The following is a 16,856-nucleotide window of genomic DNA, read 5'->3' on the forward strand; positions in this document are numbered from 1 at the left end:
ACCGGACTACCGCGCCGGGTGGGAGTCGTACCGGGTGGGTCGGACGGCCACCGCCACGGTGATCACGTACGGCTCGTCGAGCTCGCCATCGGGGAAGTGCCGGTCGAGGTGCTTCCGCTCCGCCTCGAAGAAGGTGGAGGTGCCGGGCTCGCCGAGCACGATGAAGGCCGAGTGCGTGGCCAGCTTCGCGAGGTGGACGTCGATGGTGACCCGGCGCGACCAGCGCAGCGTACGTGTCTTCCAGGCGAGCCCGGCCGGCGTGTCCACGTTGGAGATGTAGCAGCCGGGGCCCAACCGCTCCTCGATCCTGGCGTGCTGCTCGGCGACCCACGGCACGGACGGGTCGGGGTCGGTCCACCACAACGCGAGCGCGCCCCCGGGGCGCAGGGCGCGCAGGGCGGACGGGACGGCGTGGGCGGGGTCGGTCCAGTGCCAGGACTGGGCGTAGGTGACGAGGTCGAGGGAGCCGTCGGCCAGGGGCAGCCGGTTGCCGTCCCCGCGCACGAGGGGCACTCCGGGCAGCTCGCGCCGGAACTGCGCCGCCATCCCGGCGCCGGGCTCCACCCCCACCACCCGGGCCCCGCGCTCCTGCAGTTCCCGGGCGGCGATCCCGGTCCCGGTGCCCACGTCGGCCACCCTGGCACCGGCCAGTGGCTGTCCGCTGAACTCCTCCACGGTGTCGAAGACGGCCGAGGGGTACCGCGGCCGGTGTGCGGCGTACGCGCGCGCGGCCCGGTCGAAGGCCCGGGCCCGTTCGTGGACGGGGAGGTCCGGCGTCATGCCTCGACTATGGCGCAGGCCGCGTTCCCGGACCAGGGCGCCCTCGGCCACCGGTGACGTGGCACCGGAGGGCGGCCCGTACGGCGGCAGCCGTACGAGGGGTGCGCGCCGAGGAACGCGGTGCGCATAAATAGGATGATCGATCTGCGTCGGTTGGTTAGGGTGGGCGCATGGGTAGCTTCTATTACTTCCGCTGATTCCCGGGGTGGGGAACACGCCGATTCCCGGACGAGCGTCGGTACACCGGTCCAGCTGATCTCGCGGCCGGTACCGTGTCGCATCACGTCTCTCGGGCCCAGCCCGCGGCGGCCGGCATACGGCGGCCGCGCGCCCTGTGCCGTACGCCGGGGCTCCTCGCGTTCCCACGACATGTCCCGTGCCCATCGCTGCCGACGCACCCTCCGTGCGGGTCGGCCGCCCCCATGTCAGGGAAGAAAGAACCATGCGCGCTCGCGCCCACCACCCTTCGTCGGCCCTCACCGACCCCATGCCGACTGCCCCCGTCGCCCCGGCGGACGACCCGCGACCGGGCGACTCCCGCGCCGGCCGGTCCCAGCTCGCTGTCCGTGACCTCTCCAAGGACTTCGGGGCACGCCGCGTCCTCGACCGGGTTTCGTTCACCGTCCGCCCCGGCGAACGGGTCGCCGTCGTCGGCGAGAACGGGTCCGGCAAATCCACCCTGATCCGCCTCCTCGCCGGCCTCGACACCCCCGACGAGGGGGAGATCACGCTCCGCGCCCCCGGCGGGATCGCGCACCTCGCCCAGACCTCCGCCCTGCCGCACACGGCCACCGTCCGCGACGCCATCGACGCCGCCCTCGCCGACCTGCGTGCCCTGGAGCGCGAGCTGCGCCGCGCCGAGGAGACCCTGACCGACGCCTCGGCCGACGAACTCGCCCGTTACGGCGAGCTGTTGGACACCTTCGCCGAACGGGGTGGCTACGAGGCGGACGCGCGGGTCGCCGCCGCCCTCGACGGCCTGGGGATCGGCGGGATCGTCCCGGAACGGGCCCTCGGCACCCTGTCCGGCGGCGAACGCTCGCGGCTGGCCCTGGCCGGAGCATTGTGCTCGGGCGCCGAACTCCTCCTCCTGGACGAGCCGACCAACCACCTCGACATCGACGCCGTCGCGTGGCTGCGCCGACGGCTCGCCACCCACCGGGGCACGGTCGTGGTCGTCACCCACGACCGCGCCTTCCTACGGGAGTACGCCACGACGATTCTGGAGGTCGACACCGACACCCGGACCGTGCGCCGCTATGGCGACGGCTGGGACGGCTACCGGGCCGCCCGCGAGAGCGAACGGCTCCGGCTGGCCCAGGAGCACCGCGAGTGGCGGGAGGAGACGGCCCGCGCCGAGGCCCTCGTCGACGCGGCCGGCACCCGGCTCGCGAGCACCGGGAAGGATCCCCGGCAGGGCTTCGGCAAGCACCGGCGGTCCTCCGAGGCCAAGCTGTCCGGCCGGGTCCGGGCCGCTCGGGCCCGACTGGAACACCTGCGGGCCCATCCGGTGCCGCCGCCCCCGCAACCGCTCCGGTTCACCGCCACGTTGCGGACGGGACCGGCGGAGCCGCTCGCGGACGGGGCGTCGGAAGCGGGAATCCGGCCCGCGCCGGTTGTACCGGTGACCGTTCCGCCCGTGGCGGTTGCACCCGTGGTCGAGGTCGACGGGGCAAGAGTCGGGGACCGGCTGCGGGTGCCGGCGCTGCGGGTACCGGCCGGTGGCCGCCTGCTGGTCTCCGGGCCCAACGGGGCCGGCAAGACGACACTGTTGCGGCTGCTCGCCGGCGTGCGCCGGGCCGACGCCGGCCATGTCCGGGTCCGGGCCCGGGTCGGTTACCTCCCGCAGGAACCGGCACCGCTGCCCACCGGCCCCGGGGCCACCCTGCTGACCGCATACGCGGCCGGCCGGCCCGGACCGGCGGAGGAGCACGCGGACGAGCTCCTCGCGATGGGGCTGTTCCGCGCGGAGGACCTGCTGATCCCGGCCGCCGGTCTGTCGGCCGGTCAACGCCGCCGGGTCGAACTGGCCCGGCTGGTGTCCCGTCCCACCGACCTGCTCGTCCTGGACGAGCCGACGAACCACATCGCCCCGGCACTCACCGACGAGTTCCAGGAGGCGCTGACCCGCTACCCCGGCGCGATCGTCCTCGTGACCCACGACCGGGTACTGCGGGAGGCCTTTCCGGGCGAGCGCCTCCACCTCGTCGCCGGCCGCCCCGTGGCTCCGCCACGCGTGCCCGGGCGGCCGAAGCTCTGAACTCGCTCAAGTCCGTTCAGGTGGCGCTGCCCTGGAGGGCATCGTCGTCACGCAGGCGACGCGCCGTGATCGCCTGATCGAGACCCATGGGGGACGACATGACCGACTTCCTGCTCACCGCGGGCTTCGCCTTGATCGTGATCATGCTCATCGGGTCGCGGAAGAAGAAGAGGAAGAGGCGTCGGGGCAGTGGCGACGGCGGTGGCTTCGGCTGCGGGGGCGGTGACTTCTCCTGCGGAGGCGGATCCTCCTGCGGCGGCGGGGGCGGCGGCGGCGACTGAGCCAGTGGACACGTCGGCGCCGCCCGCACCGCGCTGGGGGCACGGTCAGCGTGGGATCAGCACGCCCTTCGCCGTGACGGTCAGGCGCGCCTGGTTGCCGCCCGGCGAGCAGTTGCGGCCGTTGGGATAGGTCGGCTTCGGGGTGATACCGATCTGTCGTTCGAGCACGGTGGCACCCTGCTCGTCCGTCAACACCAGGGTGACGTGCACCGGCTTGCCCGGCAGGTCACGTACGACCACGAAGCCCGGCCAGGGGGTGGGCCAGGGGATGTGGGGGGTGCTCGCTGCCGGGCTTGCTGTGGTGGTGGGGGATTCCGTGGTCATCACGGGGTTTCCCGGGGGCGCCGGCTCTTCCCGCCGGGTCCGCCGCACCTGCGGGGTGCCGTCGTGGCATGTGCCGTCCCAGCACACCGTCAGGGCCGCGTCGGCCGCCGTGTTCGCCAGTTGCGGAGCGACATCGACCCGGATCCCCGCGGTTGCGTCCGCCAGGGTGCAGGGATGGGTGTCTCCCGCGGAACATGCGGACGCGGTCAGCAGGCTCAGGGCCGCCAGGGATACCGCCCAGCCGGCGTTCCGTTCCCCACCGGCTCCCCCGCGACCGCCCGCACGCTTGATCATGGACAGTCATGTTTGCACAACACCCGCGTCGGCACCGAGAGGGGCCCACGCGCGGCAGGCCCGTCGGCAAGGAACCGACGGGCCTGCGCAGGATGTGCGACCGGAGATCAGGTCAGCCAGCTGTTCGCGGCGCACGCCGAGGCGGTCACCCACTGGTGGGAGCCGATGTTGTTCAGGACCAGGCCGCCGTTGTTGGTGTACCAGTTGTCCGACAGGTCGTCGGCGTACAGCTCGTACGGGGACAGGCACACGTAGCCGTACTCGTAACGCCAGCCGCTGGTGCGGTAGAACGCCACGACGTCCTTGCCGCCGACGTAGCCGCTGTTCATGACGGACTTCGGCCGGGCGTACTCGTCGCCCGTGAACTGACCGGAGCTGTCGCCCCAGGCGTAGTCGTTGCCGACGTCCGCGCCGAGCAGGTTGCCGGTGCAGTCGTAGCCGTCCCAGGCCCGGACGAGGCCGTCCCGGCCGTGGCTGTTCCACTCGCCGTCGCAGTACCCGCCCTGGGCCGCCGCCTGGGCGGTGGCCGGGGCCGCGATGCCGAGGGCCGCCAGGCCCAGGGCCGCGACGGCGGTACCCCACGTACGTACGCGCATGGTGTCGCTCCTCATGTCGAAGTGTCGGAGTGCTGGGGGGTGGTCGAAGTGCCGGGCTGCCGTAGGGGCCCGCGCGTCGGAGTGCCGGCGCGTCGCAGTGCCCGAACGTCCCGGTGGGTGGCGGAAGCCGGCCGTCCGGTGGTGCCGGGCGCTCTCAGGCGCGGGGCGCCACGACGTCCGCCGCCCGCGCCAGGGCCCGCAGGCGCAGGCGGGCATAGGTGTCCAGGGCCTCGCCGTACTGGCCGCGCAGTTGCGCGACGTAGTGCGCCTCGCGTTCCTTGCCGACGGTCCGCAGCGAGCTGCGCCGGGCGCAGCCGGCGTCGGCGACGGCGAGTTCCCGCTCGGCCGGGAACGCCTTCTCCGGCGTGGTGCGGGCGGCCCGCTGCTCGGCCGCCCTGCGGGCCGCGGGCGGGTCCGGGTACGGGTGGCCTGCCCGCTTCATGCACTGCTTCCAGGCGCTGAGGGCCTTCTGGAACCCCGGATCGGCGATGATCTTCGGGACGTACAGCGGCTGGAGGCTCATCGCGGTCTTCTCGGCGCGGAACCAGACCTGCGGGTCCCCGTACAGCTGCCGCTCGGCGTCGGCGACGCAGCCGCCGACCCGCTTGCGGACCGTGCCGCCGCCGGGCAGCTCCGCCGTGAGGACGGGTGCGTCGACGCCCTGGTCCAGGGCCTTGTCGTAGGCGGCGCGGCGCTCGGGGGTCAGGCCCTGGCGGTGGGCGATGTTGGGGTTGGTGCGCCGGGCCCGCTCCTCCTTCGTACGGATGAGACCGCCGTAACCGTGCTTGCCGGCCCAGGTGACATCGTCGGAGACGTAGCCGTGGGTACGGCTCTCCTCCAGGGACGTCTGTCCGACCGGCCAGTACGAGAAGCCGTGGCGGGCCATGCACCGCTGGATGAGCCGCTGCTGCGCGTCCGTGACGCGCAGCTGCTCCGCCTCCGTCAGCGGCCGCGGTGCCACGGCCGCCGACGTGGCCGCGGGCGCGCCCGCGGCCCGCTGCCCGGTGCCCGAGCAGCCGGTCAGCAGCATCAACGCGGCGGCGAGGACCGGGCCCGCCGCGGCCCGCGTGAACGTCATACCGATGCTCCCCCGTGGCGCCGGTGCGGTGTCTCTTGCACCACTGACGCTACGGACCGGGGGCGGCGGACGGCCCTGACAGATATCAGGAGCGGGCCGTCCGGAGGTGACGTGCCCCTCCCGTGCGGGCGCTGGGCTGCCGGACTTCCGGCGCTCGTGGGGCTGGTGGGCGCCCCGGGTGAAGCCGGATCAGCCGAATGGCTCGTGGGCGTGCGCGGTGCATTCCTCCGATCAAGGATTCGTCTGCGGCAGGTGGCCGACGGAATCCGCCGATCCGGACCGAGCGGGGTCCAGCCGAACCGAGCCGAGGGTTCCGCGCGAGAGGATGATCATGAGACGTGTGGTGCGTGACCGGTCTCCCTGGAGACGGGGCCTGGCCGTCGCTGTGGCGGCCGCGTTGTGGAGCGGCCTTTCCCCGGGGGCGTCGCCGGGCGCTCAGGCGGCCGAAGGACGGCCCGGCCCCGCCGGGACCGCGCTCGCCTGGGGGACGAACATCCGCGGCGAGCTGGGCGACGGCGCCACGTCGGGGCAGAGCGCCACTCCTGTCCGGGTGTGCGGGGCCGCGCCGTGCACGTCACCGCTGGACCGGGTGGTCGCCGTGGCGGCAGGCGATCAGCACACCGTGGCGCTGCGTGCCGACGGCTCGGTGTGGTCCTGGGGCTGGAACGGCCTGGGGCAGCTGGGCGACGGCTCGACGACCGACCGCACCACGCCGGTGCGGGTGTGCGCCCGGGGGGAGACCGCCCCGTGCGGCGCCTTCCTGACCGGTGTGACCGCTGTCGCCGCCGGCGGCGCGCACAGCCTGGCACTGATGGCGGACGGCACCGTCGTGGCCTGGGGAGTGAACGCCTCCGGCCAGCTGGGGGACGACACCACCACGTTGCGCGGCACACCTGTGCAGGTCTGCGCCTTCACGGAGGCCGACTGCGACACCTTTCCCCTCGCGGGGGTGATCGCCGTCGCCGCGGGCGGCAACCACAGCTTGGCTCTGCAGTCCGATGGCAGCGTGCGCAGCTGGGGACTCAACAGCAACGGCCAACTGGGGGACGACACAACCGACTCGCGCGACACACCGGGCACCGTCTCGGGCCTCTCCTCGGGGTGACCGCCATCGCCGCCGGTCTCTCCCACAGCCTGGCGGTGCTGTCCGACGGCACCGCGCGCGCCTGGGGGTGGAACGCCAACGGTCAGCTGGGCGACGGCACGACCACGCAGCGGACCACGCCCGTCACCGTCTGCGGAGTGGGGCAGAGCGACTGTGCCGCGAACCCGCTGACCGGGGTGCGCGACCTCTCCGCCGGCAGCCTGCACAGTCTGGCGGCGCTGGCCGACCGCACCGCCCGCAGCTGGGGCGGCAACGGATCCGGTCAGCTGGGCGACGGCACGACCACCCAGAGGACGACACCCGTCACCGTCTGCGGAGTGGGGCAGAGCAGCTGTGCCGCGAACCCGCTGACCGGGGTGACCTCCGTCGCCGGCGGCGGGCTCCACAGCGTCGCGGTGTCCAGTGGCACGGCCCGCAGCTGGGGGCGCAACGAGGAGGGCCAGCTGGGGGACGGTACGACGACCCGGCGGACCACGCCGGTGAAGGTCTGCGGGTTCGGGCGGACCGCGCCCTGCGGGTCGTCGCTGGACGGGGTGACCGCCATCGGCACCGGCCTCGTCCACAGCGTGGCCGTCTCCCGGCCGAGCGCCGACCTCAGCATCGCGCTGAGTGCGAGCCCGGAGCCCGTGGCCCCCGGGGAAACGCTCACCTACACGGTCACGGTGCGCAATGACGGGCCGAGCAACGCCGAGAACGTGGTGCTCAGGGACACGCTGCCCGCCGAGGGCAGGTTCGTGAGCGCCACTCCCAGCCGGGGCAGTTGCACCGTCCCGCCGGTGGGGTCGACCGACACCGTCAGGTGCTCGCTCGGCACCCTCGCGAACACCTCACAGGCCACCACGCAGATCGTCGTCACGGTCAGGGCGCCCGCGGGCGGCACGGTCACCAACACGGCGACGGTGACCAGCAGCACGCCCGACCCGGACCAGGCCGACAACACCGCGACCATCAGGACCCCCGTCAGCTGACGTCCGGGGAGCCGGGTATGCGTACGAGAGGATGATCATGAGAAGTGTGTGGGGTGACCGGTCTCGGAGGAGACGGGTCCTGGCCGCCGGCGTGGCGGCCCTGCTGTGGGGCGGTGCTGCCCCATGGACGTCGCCGAGCGCTCAGGCCGCCGAAGGGCGGCCCGGCAACCCCGGCAGTGCGTTCAGCTGGGGGACCAACAGGCAGGGCCAGCTCGGCGACGGCGGCAACGCGATCCGCCGCAGCACCACCCCGGTCCGGGTATGCGGTGCCGCTCCGTGCACCTCGCCCCTGGACCGCGTGGTGGCTGTGGCCGCCGGGGGCGAACACAGCCTGGCCCTGCGCGCGGACGGCACGGTGTGGGCCTGGGGCATCAACTTCGGCGGCAAGCTCGGGGACGGCACCACCATCGAGAGAAGCAGTCCCGTGCAGGTCTGCGCGGTCGGCGAGACGGCTCCCTGCGACACCTTCCTCACCGGGGTGACCGCTGTCGCCGCCGGCGGCAGTTTCAGCCTGGCGTTGCGCGCGGACGGCACGGTGGTGTCGTGGGGTTCCAACCTCAACGGCGAACTCGGTGACAACACGACCAGCGAGTTCCGGAGCGTGCCCTCGCCGGTCTGCGACACGGGAGCGACCGACTGCGCCGCCGACCCCCTCACCGGGGTCAGCCGTCTCGCCGCCGGCGAGGCCCACAGTCTGGCCCTGATGTCCAGCGGTCTGATCGCGAGCTGGGGGAACAACGGCCTGGGCCAGCTGGGTGACGGCGCGAGCGGCACCCAGAGGAACAGGCCCGGTCTCGTGGTGGGCCCGGAGAATGCCATCGACATCGCCGCCGGGGCCAGCCACAGTCTGGCCGTACTGTCCGACGGCACGGCCCGCGCCTGGGGCTCCAACAGCAACGGCCAGCTCGGCGACGGCACGACCACCGGCAGAACCCTGCCGGTCGCGGTCTGCGCCGTGGGGGCCACCGACTGTGCCGCCAACCCGCTCACCGGTGTCAGCAGCATCGACGCCGGCTTCTCCCACAGCCTGGCGGTGCTGTCCGACCGCACGGTGCGCAGCTGGGGCGGGAACTTCGCGGGCCAGCTCGGCGACGGCACGAGCGGCAACCAGAGAACGACGCCGGTGCACGTCTGCGCCGTCGGAGCGACCGACTGCACCGCCAACCCGCTCACCGGTGTCACCTCCGTCACCGGCGGCGTCGGCCACAGCCTGGCGGTGGCCAGTGGCCTGGCCCGCGCCTGGGGAAGCAACTTCGAGGGCCAGCTCGGTGACGGTACGACGACCAACAGGTCCACGCCGGTGAAGGTCTGCGCCTTCGGGCTGAGCTCACCCTGCGGCGCTTCGCTGAGCGGGGTGACGGCCATCGCGGCGGGCCCCAGCCACAGTGTGGCCGTCGCCGCGCCCCGTGCCGATGTCAGCATCGCGCTGAGCGCGACTCCCGCCACCGTCGCCCCTGGAGGCACGCTGACCTACACGGTCACGGTGCGCAACAACGGGCCGGACAACGCCGAGGACGTCGAGTTCGACGACACGTTGCCGCCGAACGCCGAGTTCGTCAGCGCGAATCCCAGTAGGGGCAGTTGCGTCGTCCCGCCCGTGGGGTCCTCCGACACCGTGACGTGCAGGATCGGCACGATGGGGGCCAACGGGCAGGCCACCGCCCGGATCGTGGTCACGGTCAGGGCCGCGGCGGGCGGCACGGTGACCAACACGGCGACGGTCAGCAGCACGACGCCCGACCCGAAGACGGTCAACAACACGGCGACCCTTCAGACGCCGGTCGGCTAGACCCGTCCCTGACGTGCTCCCGGTCGCAGCGGTGATCGCCGCGACCGGGAGCACGCGGTGTCGCGGTCGGCACCGATGAGTTCCGCCCCCGCCGCCGGTCCACCCTTCACCCGACCCACGAAGGAGCGAGCAAGCCATGGCCAAGGTCTGCACCGGCGCGAGCATGTCCCTCGACGGCTACATCTCCGGACCCGGCGAAACCGGCTTCGACAAGCTGTTCAAGTGGTACGAGAACGGCGACATCACCGTCGAGACCACGCACCCCGAGCTGACCTTCCACCTCACCGAGGTGAGCGCCACCCACTGGCGGCGCCTCATCGCGGAGACCGGGGCGCTCGTCGTGGGGCGGAAGCTGTTCGACATCACGCAGGGGTGGGGCGGCGACCATCCGATGGGCGTGCCGGTCGTCGTGGTCACGCACTCCGTGCCGGACGGCTGGCCCCGTGAAGGAGCACCGTTCCACTTCGTCACGGAAGGCGGCACCGAGGGCATCGAGCGGGCCGTCGCGCTGGCCCGTGAGCTCGCCGGGGACAAGAACGTCGTCGTCAACGCCGGCACCATCGCCCAGCAGTGCCTCGACGCCCGGCTGCTCGACGAGGTCGGCATCGACCTGGTCCCCGTGCTGCTCGGCGGCGGGACACCGTTCTTCACGGACCTCAAGGGCGCGCCGTACGAGCTGGAGGGTCCCGTCGCCATCGCCGAGGGCAAGGACGTGACGCATCTGCGTTACCGGGTGCGGTACGCATGAACACGCGAAGGGAGCGGTGCCGGCCGGCACGGTGCCGGACAGCGCGACGGGTGCGTCAGAACCACTTGGTGCAGGACCAGGAGCCGCCGGCGCCGTCGTAGATCTCGACGCAGGTGCGATAGGCGGTGCTGCTCGGCACCATGAGGGTGTACGCCTCGTGGTTGGGGTTCGCGTTCGCCAGGTAGGACTTCCCGCCCTTGATCTCGATCTTGAAGCGCCAAGCGGAGTTGGCCTTCTCGATACGGGCCCAGGCGGCGCCGCAGGTCGACGAGTTACGGATCACGGCCGCGGGCCCGCCACCCGCCGGCCGGATCGCGGAGCCCTTCAGGGTGACGGCGTCGGCGCCACAGCCGGCGGTCTGCGGGTTCTTGCCGAGGCAGGAGGATCCCTTGCAGGTGGCGGCCTGGGCGGCGCCGGCCGGGAGCAGGGCGGCGAGGGCGAAAGCGGCGAGCGTGGTACCGAGCACCTTCTTGATCATGTTCATCCCCGATGGGCGGCCCGCGCCGCTGGTCGGGCGGCACGGGCGTGGTCGTGACGCCCCGATCGGGGCGCGATCATGATCATATACGCGGCTTTTCCCTGAACTGCGCCGTTGCGCCCGGGAGATGAAGCGAACAGCTAGGTGCGGCGGATCGCGGAGAGGATGGTGTGGGCCCAGGTGTCCGGGGTGGGTGTGGTGAGGCGGGCCGCGAGGCGGGTGGTGTGGTTCCGGCGTTCGTCGGGCGTCATGGTCACGGCCCGGTGGAGGGTGTCGACGAGGTCCTCCAGGGAGCCCGGGTCCGTCAGGAGGGCGGCGTCGTGCAGATGTTCGGCGACTCCGGCGTGCCGGGACAGTACGAGTGCTCCGCTGCGTCCGGTCGCGGCCAGCGAGGCGACGTATTCCTGCGCGGTGAGGTTCATCCCGTCGGCGAGGGAGGTCACCCAGAAGACGTCCGCCGCCAGGTAGTGGTCGACGATCCGGGGAAAGGGCAGTGATCGCGGAATGTAGTCGACGGGCTGCCGGCCCGCCGCGCGCCAGCGGGAGTTGAGCTGCCTGATCGTCTCCTCCAGCTCGGCGCGGGTCGTGTCGTACGCGCGGATGCCGGGCTCGGGGGGCGGGCAGATCAGCCGGAAGCGGAGCCGGCCCCGCAGCGCCGGCTCCCGGTCGAGGAGCGCGGCGAGGGCGCGGACCTTGTGGACGGGCGCCTTGGCGTAGTCGAGGCGTTCGACGGAGAGCACCAGCACGTCGTCGCCGTCGGCGGGGCATGCGGCGGCGCGGGTACGGGCGCGGGCGCGTGCCTCGACGGCGTGGCGGTCGATGCCCAGCGGGTGCACTCCGGTGTGCGGCACTCGCGGTGCCCCGGCCAGCAGTCGCCGGAAGTTCTCTGCGTAGGGAGCGGTGTGGAAGCCGGCCCAGTCGAGCTGGGCGAGCGAGGCGCGCAGCTGCTCGGACGCCGGGAGCCGGCGGAACGTGTCGGGCGGCGGGAAGGGCGTGTGGTGGAAGAGGCCGATGCGCAGGTCGGGCCGGCGCGGCCGGAGGAGGCCGGGCACCAGCCACAGGTTGTAGTCGTGCAGCCAGACCGTTGCCCCGGGGGCGGCGTGGTCGTCGATGTGGTCGGCGAAGGCGGCGTTGACGGCCTCGAAGTGGGCCCAGTGGCCCGGGTCGTGGCGGATCAGCCCGGGCATGGACATCAGCGCGGGCCACAGCGTCTCCTTGCAGGCGCCGTGGAAGTAGCCCGCCCAGGTCTCGGGTGACACGGGCAGCAGAGCCAGTGGCAGCGCGGTGGGCGGGTCGGGGAGTACGGGGCGGGTGGCGTCGGAGCCGGTGTCGTTCGGGCCGGCGACGGTTGCCGGCTCCGTGACGAGGGCGGCGGCCCACACGGCGTCCAGGCGACCGGCGCGCGGGTCCAGGGCGGAGGTGAGTGTGGGCAGGATGCCGTTGGGGCTGGCCGGGGACCGCCACCGGCCGTGGGACCAGTGCAGGGGTGGACGGTGGTAGCCGATGACCACGGGTGAGGGCCGGGGAATCCAGCCGAGGTGTTCCAGGGCGGAGAGGATGGCCGCCGCGCCGTCGAGAGCGGGACGGTGCACGCGTGCTCCGGCCGGTACGCCGGCGGACAGGGCCGGCTCGGCGTTGCCCATGATCACCCCATGGGCGCCCAGGCCGAAGAGCGACAGATCGTTCAGGGAGTCGCCGGCCACGAGCAGTGCGGAGGGCCTCCAGCCGAGCATACGGGCGAGTTCCCGCACGGCCGGCCCCTTGCCGGCGTGCTCGGGCAGGACGTCGAAGTAGCAGCCCGCCGAGTACGTCCAGGAGCATCCCAGCTCCGCCACGGCGGCCTTGAGGTCGTCCGTCAGGTGCTCGGGCGACAGGAAGAAGGAGCATCGGCCGTCCTGGACGACGCCCTCCTGGTAGACGAGTTCCGGGAAGCGTCGCAGGGCCGAACGCACCCGGTCGGCGCCCGGCCACCCCGCCCGCAGCCGGGCCTCCAAGGCATCGGCATGGCGCAGGCCGACGGCGTCGACGACGCTCGCCCCGACGTCGGCGACGATCCAGCGCGGCGCGGGCACGAGCGGGTCGCGCTCCAGGATCGTGCGGACGGACGCCAGGGAACGGCCGGTGGCGAAGACGACGGTGATGGCGGGGTGGCGTTCCAGGGCCCGGCGCAGCCGCCGCCGGGCGCTCTCGTCACCGCCCAGGAGGGTGCCGTCAAGGTCGGAGACCAGTACACGGCCACCCATGGTCGGGGCCTCCGGGGCCGCGGGCCGGCGGTACAGAGCGGGGGACGGCTTGTTGGCCATCGATCTCCCTGTGCGTGGGGGGTGGGATGGGCGCGGGGGTGTGGTGTCGGGCCGGTGCGTGGGGGTGATGGGGGAACGTGGTGTGGGGACGGGTTCTCGGCCGGGCCGGTGCCCGGTCAGTCGAGGGCCGGCCTGCCCTCGCGCCCGTGGGCGGCGCCGGAGACGTCGGGCACGGCCGCCACCACGATCTTGCCCGGCCCGGGGGACGTGCCCGGGGTCGCATCGCCGTCCCGCCGCCTGCCATCACGCGGGCCTTCGTCGCCCGGCAGCCGTCCGGCCGTCTCCCTCCCCGTCTCCGTTTCCGTTTCCGTCTCCCTCCCCATCTCCGTCTCCGTCTCCGTCTCCCGGCGTTGGAGCCACGCCCTCAGCCCGCTCGCGTCGAGGGCCGTGCTGGAGCCGGGTCCGGTGACCGACGCCGTACCGCAGGCGATGCCCGCGGACAGGCAGTCGGCGAGAGGGGCGTCGTCCAGCCACCGGTGCAGGAAGCCGACGTTGAAGCAGTCCCCCGCACCGGTGGTGTCCACGACTGGTACGCGTGGTGCCGTCCGCGCCGCCCGGACGGAGCCGGCCGCGGCGATCGCACCCGCGGAGCCCCGCTTGACGATCACCGTGGGCACCAGCGCGGCCAGCACGTCGAGCGCCTCCTGGGCGTCGGCTGCTCCGGTGATCCGTAGCGCCTCCGGCTCGTTGGGCGCGAAGACGTCCACCTTCGCCAGGACTTCGCGCACCTCGGGCATGCCGAGGTGGCCGGCGTAGTCCTGGCAGTCCATGAAAACGCGCGTCCCGCACCGGGAGGCCACGTCCAGCGCCGCCGACACCCCGGGGCCGTACTGGAGGAACGGGAGCATCAGGGCTGCCGGGCGGAAGGCGTCGATCAGCTCGGCCAGGGGCCTTGCGGTCACCGGGTCCTCGTACGCGATCATCGCTCTGTCCTGCGGCTGCGACAGGGCCACCGTGACGTTCCGCACGGGTCCGGGATGGTGGCGGAAGCCCCGCTCGTCGATGCCCTCGGCGCGAGCGGCGGCCAGGACCTCCTGGCTGAACACGTCGGTTCCGAAGTCGGCGGCCCACACCACCTCGCGGCCGAGCCGCCGCAGGCCCATGGCCGGAGTGAAGGCCCCACCGGGCACCATCCCCAGGTCGCCGGCCCAGACCTCCGCGCCGAACGCCACCGGTCCCGCCAGTTCGCGCAGCACGAGATCGACCGAGTACGCCCCGACCACCAGGACCGACCCCCGCGTCATGTGCCCGCCGCCACCGCCTTCCGCCTCGGCGGGAACCTGCGGGGGGCGTGGCTCATGCGTCATGGTCCGCACTGTAGGCAATCACTGAGGCACTGTCAGTCAACATTGCGGCGTGATGGCCTGAGGGCGGCAGGTCAATGGCTCAAGGGTGACGGATCGCCGGCCGTATCGGCGTCATCGGACCGGGCGGCCTCGGCGCCCCCATGACGGGGACAGGTGGACGCGCCGACATTTTCCGGCGGGGTGCGGGGAAAAGGGACCGTGCGAGTGCCCGCAGGGCATGACATCGAGTGAGAGTCCACGGCCTGCGGCTGTGTCCCGACGTCATGAGACGGCCTGACCGGTCACTGTGGTGGCCGCGCCGCCGAGGCGTCCCGTGAGTTGCTCCGCCGCCATCCTGGAGGTCCTGTGCCCGAGGCCGATCCCGCAGTCGACGAGCTGGTGGCAGCCGCGCTCAACGCGCCTCAGGGGCTGATCGCCTGCCTCCTGGAGAGCGACGACGGCCCTACCGTCCGCCTCGGCGAAGCGCTCCGCACCATCCAGCGGAGCCGGCCGCACCCGGACACGACGGGGGTCGCGGGGCCGGCGGCCGCCGCGCCCACCGGCCCCCCGGACGAGCCGATCGCCATCGATCCGATGACCCACGACCCGGCCTGGTGAAGCCGGCGCCGGAACGCGCCCAGGGCGGGACGGGGATCCTGGACCGGATCGGCCACGCGCCGGCCGGTCGGTCCCACCCACCGGCAAACGGCACGCGACGCGGCGTCACCGCAGGTCAGTGCGGACGTGTCCGACCTGCGGCGGCTCTGGGGTTCACACGGAGCGGTGGTACTGCGCGGGCACGTGGACCTCGGCGCCCAGCTCCCGTGCCGCGTGCCGGGCCCACGAGGGGTTGCGCAGCAGTTCGCGGCCCAGCAGCACCGCGTCCGCCTCGCCGTTGGCGAGGATCTTCTCGGCCTGCTCGGTCTCCGTGATCAGGCCGACCGCCGCGACCGGCAGCCCCGTCTCGGCCTTCACCCGCGCCGCGAAGGGCACCTGGTAGCCGGGGCCGACCGGGATCCTGACGCGCGGGGCGTTGCCGCCGGTCGACACGTCGAGCAGGTCCACGCCGTGCTCCTGGAGCAGGGCGGCGAAGCGCACGGTCTCGTCGGCCGTCCAGCCAGCCTCGTCCTCCAGCCAGTCGGTGGCCGAGATCCGGAAGAACAGCGGCAGTTCCTCGGGCCACACCGCGCGCACCGCGTCGACGACCTCCAGCGCGAAGCGCGTGCGGTTCTCGAAGGAGCCGCCGTACTCGTCGGTGCGGTGGTTGCTGTGCGGGGAGAGGAACTCGCCGATCAGGTAGCCGTGGGCGCCGTGGATCTCGACGACCTCGAAGCCGGCGTCCAGGGCGCGGCGCGCGGCGGCCGCGAACCGGCCGGTGATCTCCGCAATCTGGTCCTTCGTCAGCTCGTCGGGGACCGGGTGGCCCTCGTCGAACGGCAGCGGGCTCGGGCCGACGGGCTGCCAGCCGTGCCCGTCCGCGCCGACCGGGGCGCCGCCCTTCCAGGGCTGGTCGGTGGACGCCTTGCGGCCCGCGTGGGCGATCTGGATGCTCGGGACCGTGCCCTGGCTCTTGAGGAAGCCGGTGATCCGGCGCAGCGACTCGGCCTGGGTGTCGTTCCAGATGCCGAGGTCGTACGGGCTGATGCGGCCCTCGGGGGAGACGGCGGTCGCCTCGACGAGGATCAGGCCCGTGCCGCCCGTGGCGCGGGCCGCGTAGTGGGCGAAGTGCCAGTCCTGCGCCACGCCCGCGTTCGGCCCGGCCGGCTCGGCGCTGTACTGGCACATCGGGGCCATCCAGACGCGGTTGGGGATGGTCAGCGACCGCAGGGTGCGGGGCTCGAACAGTGCGCTCACGGGGACTCCATTCGCGGCGGGCCGGTGTCCGGCCCGGGCGGCCGGCGGCACTTCGGTCGTACGATACCCATCGTAGTACGTCACCTGTCAAACTACGAGGGTCGTCGTACAATGGTGGTCCCCGAGGAAGTGGAGCCGCCGTGACCACCGCGACCAGCCCGCGCGCGCTCGCCCATCCCGCGCGTGAGGAGATCCGCCTCGAAGAGGTGCTGCACGCCCTCGCCGACCCGATGCGGCTGCGTGTCGTACGCGAGCTCGCGGCGGCGGGCGCCGAGGTGACCTGCTCCTCCGTCGAACTCCCGGTCACCAAGTCGACCAGTACGCACCACTTCCGGGTGCTGCGCGAGAGCGGCGTCATCCGCCAGACCTACCAGGGCACGGCCAAGATGAACGGCCTGCGCCGCGACGACCTGGACGCGCTCTTCCCCGGCCTCCTGGACGCCGTCCTCGCCGCCGCCGGACACCAGTCGGCACGCGACACCTCGCGGTAGCGTCACCCGACCGGGGCGCCCACGGCGTCGCCCCTTCCCGCGTATGCGTGCATCGCGCATGACAGCAGGTCAGAGCCGTGCATGGGCCGTGCATGAGCGGTGCATGAGGCAACCCCCGGCCGGGCCTGGAACTCCCTCGTCCCGACCCTGCAGACTCCAGGTGCGGTCGGCGATCGGCGCCACCGCTCCCCCATTCCTCGCCCCGCACCGGGCTGCTCCGC

General features: G+C 73.2%; 17 protein-coding genes. 8 read left to right on the forward strand and 9 right to left on the reverse strand.

Annotation, left to right across the window (positions count from 1 at the left end):
- Nucleotides 1-6 precede the first annotated feature (6 nt).
- Nucleotides 7-780 carry a class I SAM-dependent methyltransferase gene (locus tag ABEB09_RS00910; RefSeq protein WP_345686065.1) on the reverse strand — a complete coding sequence of 258 codons (774 nt, stop codon included), beginning with the start codon at nt 778-780 and terminating at the stop codon, nt 7-9.
- Nucleotides 781-1,267: 487 nt separating this feature from the next.
- Between ABEB09_RS00910 and ABEB09_RS00915 the strand changes: the two genes are divergently transcribed.
- Nucleotides 1,268-3,040 carry an ABC-F family ATP-binding cassette domain-containing protein gene (locus ABEB09_RS00915; RefSeq protein WP_345693803.1) on the forward strand — a complete coding sequence of 591 codons (1,773 nt, stop codon included), beginning with the start codon at nt 1,268-1,270 and terminating at the stop codon, nt 3,038-3,040.
- 16 nt (nt 3,041-3,056) lie between these two features.
- Here the strand turns inward: ABEB09_RS00915 and ABEB09_RS00920 are convergent, their stop codons facing one another.
- Complete coding sequence (locus tag ABEB09_RS00920; protein WP_345686067.1) at nt 3,057-3,185, reverse strand: hypothetical protein; 129 nt, start codon at nt 3,183-3,185, stop codon at nt 3,057-3,059.
- Between ABEB09_RS00920 and ABEB09_RS34815 the strand changes: the two genes are divergently transcribed.
- Nucleotides 3,139-3,321 (forward strand): hypothetical protein, encoded by a 183-nt coding sequence (locus ABEB09_RS34815; RefSeq protein ID WP_380841741.1) that lies wholly within the window; start codon nt 3,139-3,141, stop codon nt 3,319-3,321. The genes ABEB09_RS00920 and ABEB09_RS34815 overlap by 47 nt on opposite strands.
- A gap of 45 nt (nt 3,322-3,366) precedes the next feature.
- On the opposite strand, the gene ABEB09_RS00925 is transcribed toward ABEB09_RS34815, so the two are convergent.
- The 3 genes from ABEB09_RS00925 to ABEB09_RS00935 form a co-directional block, all read right to left on the reverse strand.
- The gene (locus ABEB09_RS00925; protein ID WP_345686069.1) at nt 3,367-3,645 is read right to left on the reverse strand and encodes a hypothetical protein; all 279 of its coding nucleotides are present in this window, start codon (nt 3,643-3,645) and stop codon (nt 3,367-3,369) included.
- Between the two features lie 401 nt (nt 3,646-4,046).
- The gene (locus tag ABEB09_RS00930) at nt 4,047-4,535 is read right to left on the reverse strand and encodes a hypothetical protein (protein ID WP_345686071.1); all 489 of its coding nucleotides are present in this window, start codon (nt 4,533-4,535) and stop codon (nt 4,047-4,049) included.
- A gap of 154 nt (nt 4,536-4,689) precedes the next feature.
- Nucleotides 4,690-5,613, reverse strand: coding sequence for a hypothetical protein (locus tag ABEB09_RS00935; protein ID WP_345686073.1), 924 nt, complete (start codon nt 5,611-5,613; stop codon nt 4,690-4,692).
- A gap of 331 nt (nt 5,614-5,944) precedes the next feature.
- Here ABEB09_RS00935 and ABEB09_RS00940 point away from each other — a divergent pair, with 331 nt between their 5' ends.
- From ABEB09_RS00940 to ABEB09_RS00955, 4 genes are all read left to right on the forward strand, one after another.
- The gene (locus tag ABEB09_RS00940) at nt 5,945-6,718 is read left to right on the forward strand and encodes an RCC1 domain-containing protein (protein ID WP_345686075.1); all 774 of its coding nucleotides are present in this window, start codon (nt 5,945-5,947) and stop codon (nt 6,716-6,718) included.
- Nucleotides 6,715-7,686 (forward strand): CARDB domain-containing protein, encoded by a 972-nt coding sequence (locus ABEB09_RS00945; RefSeq protein ID WP_345686077.1) that lies wholly within the window; start codon nt 6,715-6,717, stop codon nt 7,684-7,686. Before ABEB09_RS00940 ends, ABEB09_RS00945 begins: the two co-directional genes overlap by 4 nt.
- A 37-nt stretch (nt 7,687-7,723) precedes the next feature.
- The gene (locus tag ABEB09_RS00950; RefSeq protein ID WP_345686079.1) at nt 7,724-9,475 is read left to right on the forward strand and encodes an RCC1 domain-containing protein; all 1,752 of its coding nucleotides are present in this window, start codon (nt 7,724-7,726) and stop codon (nt 9,473-9,475) included.
- A gap of 136 nt (nt 9,476-9,611) precedes the next feature.
- A complete protein-coding gene (locus ABEB09_RS00955; protein ID WP_345686081.1) occupies nt 9,612-10,223 on the forward strand; it encodes a dihydrofolate reductase family protein in 612 nt (203 codons plus the stop codon).
- Nucleotides 10,224-10,278: 55 nt separating this feature from the next.
- Here ABEB09_RS00955 and ABEB09_RS00960 read toward each other — a convergent pair whose 3' ends face one another.
- The 3 genes from ABEB09_RS00960 to ABEB09_RS00970 all read right to left on the reverse strand — a co-directional run bounded on the left by ABEB09_RS00960 (nt 10,279) and on the right by ABEB09_RS00970 (nt 14,311).
- Nucleotides 10,279-10,701, reverse strand: coding sequence for a DUF2690 domain-containing protein (locus ABEB09_RS00960; protein ID WP_345686083.1), 423 nt, complete (start codon nt 10,699-10,701; stop codon nt 10,279-10,281).
- 140 nt (nt 10,702-10,841) lie between these two features.
- A complete protein-coding gene (locus ABEB09_RS00965) occupies nt 10,842-13,004 on the reverse strand; it encodes a trehalose-6-phosphate synthase (protein WP_345686085.1) in 2,163 nt (720 codons plus the stop codon).
- A 116-nt stretch (nt 13,005-13,120) separates the two neighbouring features.
- On the reverse strand, nt 13,121-14,311 hold the full coding sequence (locus ABEB09_RS00970; RefSeq protein WP_345686087.1) for a carbohydrate kinase family protein: 1,191 nt from the start codon (nt 14,309-14,311) through the stop codon (nt 13,121-13,123).
- A gap of 345 nt (nt 14,312-14,656) precedes the next feature.
- Here ABEB09_RS00970 and ABEB09_RS00975 point away from each other — a divergent pair, with 345 nt between their 5' ends.
- Complete coding sequence (locus ABEB09_RS00975) at nt 14,657-14,908, forward strand: hypothetical protein (protein WP_345686089.1); 252 nt, start codon at nt 14,657-14,659, stop codon at nt 14,906-14,908.
- 153 nt (nt 14,909-15,061) lie between these two features.
- On the opposite strand, the gene ABEB09_RS00980 is transcribed toward ABEB09_RS00975, so the two are convergent.
- Nucleotides 15,062-16,144 (reverse strand): NADH:flavin oxidoreductase/NADH oxidase, encoded by a 1,083-nt coding sequence (locus ABEB09_RS00980; protein ID WP_345686091.1) that lies wholly within the window; start codon nt 16,142-16,144, stop codon nt 15,062-15,064.
- Nucleotides 16,145-16,284: 140 nt separating this feature from the next.
- Here ABEB09_RS00980 and ABEB09_RS00985 point away from each other — a divergent pair, with 140 nt between their 5' ends.
- Nucleotides 16,285-16,635: an ArsR/SmtB family transcription factor gene (locus ABEB09_RS00985; protein WP_345686093.1), complete on the forward strand. Its 351-nt coding sequence runs from the start codon at nt 16,285-16,287 to the stop codon at nt 16,633-16,635.
- Nucleotides 16,636-16,856 lie beyond the last annotated feature (221 nt).

The organism is Streptomyces coeruleoprunus (assembly GCF_039542925.1).
GTDB lineage: Bacteria > Actinomycetota > Actinomycetes > Streptomycetales > Streptomycetaceae > Streptomyces > Streptomyces coeruleoprunus.

Bases quoted from the DNA above. Each gene is read 5' to 3' on its own strand.
- ABEB09_RS00910 (WP_345686065.1), bottom strand. From the start codon at position 780: ATGACGCCGGACCTCCCCGTCCACGAACGGGCCCGGGCCTTCGACCGG.
- ABEB09_RS00915 (WP_345693803.1), top strand. From the start codon at position 1,268: ATGCCGACTGCCCCCGTCGCCCCGGCGGACGACCCGCGACCGGGCGAC.
- ABEB09_RS34815 (WP_380841741.1), top strand. From the start codon at position 3,139: ATGACCGACTTCCTGCTCACCGCGGGCTTCGCCTTGATCGTGATCATG.
- ABEB09_RS00920 (WP_345686067.1), bottom strand. From the start codon at position 3,185: ATGATCACGATCAAGGCGAAGCCCGCGGTGAGCAGGAAGTCGGTCATG.
- ABEB09_RS00925 (WP_345686069.1), bottom strand. From the start codon at position 3,645: ATGACCACGGAATCCCCCACCACCACAGCAAGCCCGGCAGCGAGCACC.
- ABEB09_RS00930 (WP_345686071.1), bottom strand. From the start codon at position 4,535: ATGCGCGTACGTACGTGGGGTACCGCCGTCGCGGCCCTGGGCCTGGCG.
- ABEB09_RS00935 (WP_345686073.1), bottom strand. From the start codon at position 5,613: ATGACGTTCACGCGGGCCGCGGCGGGCCCGGTCCTCGCCGCCGCGTTG.
- ABEB09_RS00940 (WP_345686075.1), top strand. From the start codon at position 5,945: ATGAGACGTGTGGTGCGTGACCGGTCTCCCTGGAGACGGGGCCTGGCC.
- ABEB09_RS00950 (WP_345686079.1), top strand. From the start codon at position 7,724: ATGAGAAGTGTGTGGGGTGACCGGTCTCGGAGGAGACGGGTCCTGGCC.
- ABEB09_RS00955 (WP_345686081.1), top strand. From the start codon at position 9,612: ATGGCCAAGGTCTGCACCGGCGCGAGCATGTCCCTCGACGGCTACATC.
- ABEB09_RS00960 (WP_345686083.1), bottom strand. From the start codon at position 10,701: ATGATCAAGAAGGTGCTCGGTACCACGCTCGCCGCTTTCGCCCTCGCC.
- ABEB09_RS00965 (WP_345686085.1), bottom strand. From the start codon at position 13,004: ATGGCCAACAAGCCGTCCCCCGCTCTGTACCGCCGGCCCGCGGCCCCG.
- ABEB09_RS00970 (WP_345686087.1), bottom strand. From the start codon at position 14,311: ATGACGCATGAGCCACGCCCCCCGCAGGTTCCCGCCGAGGCGGAAGGC.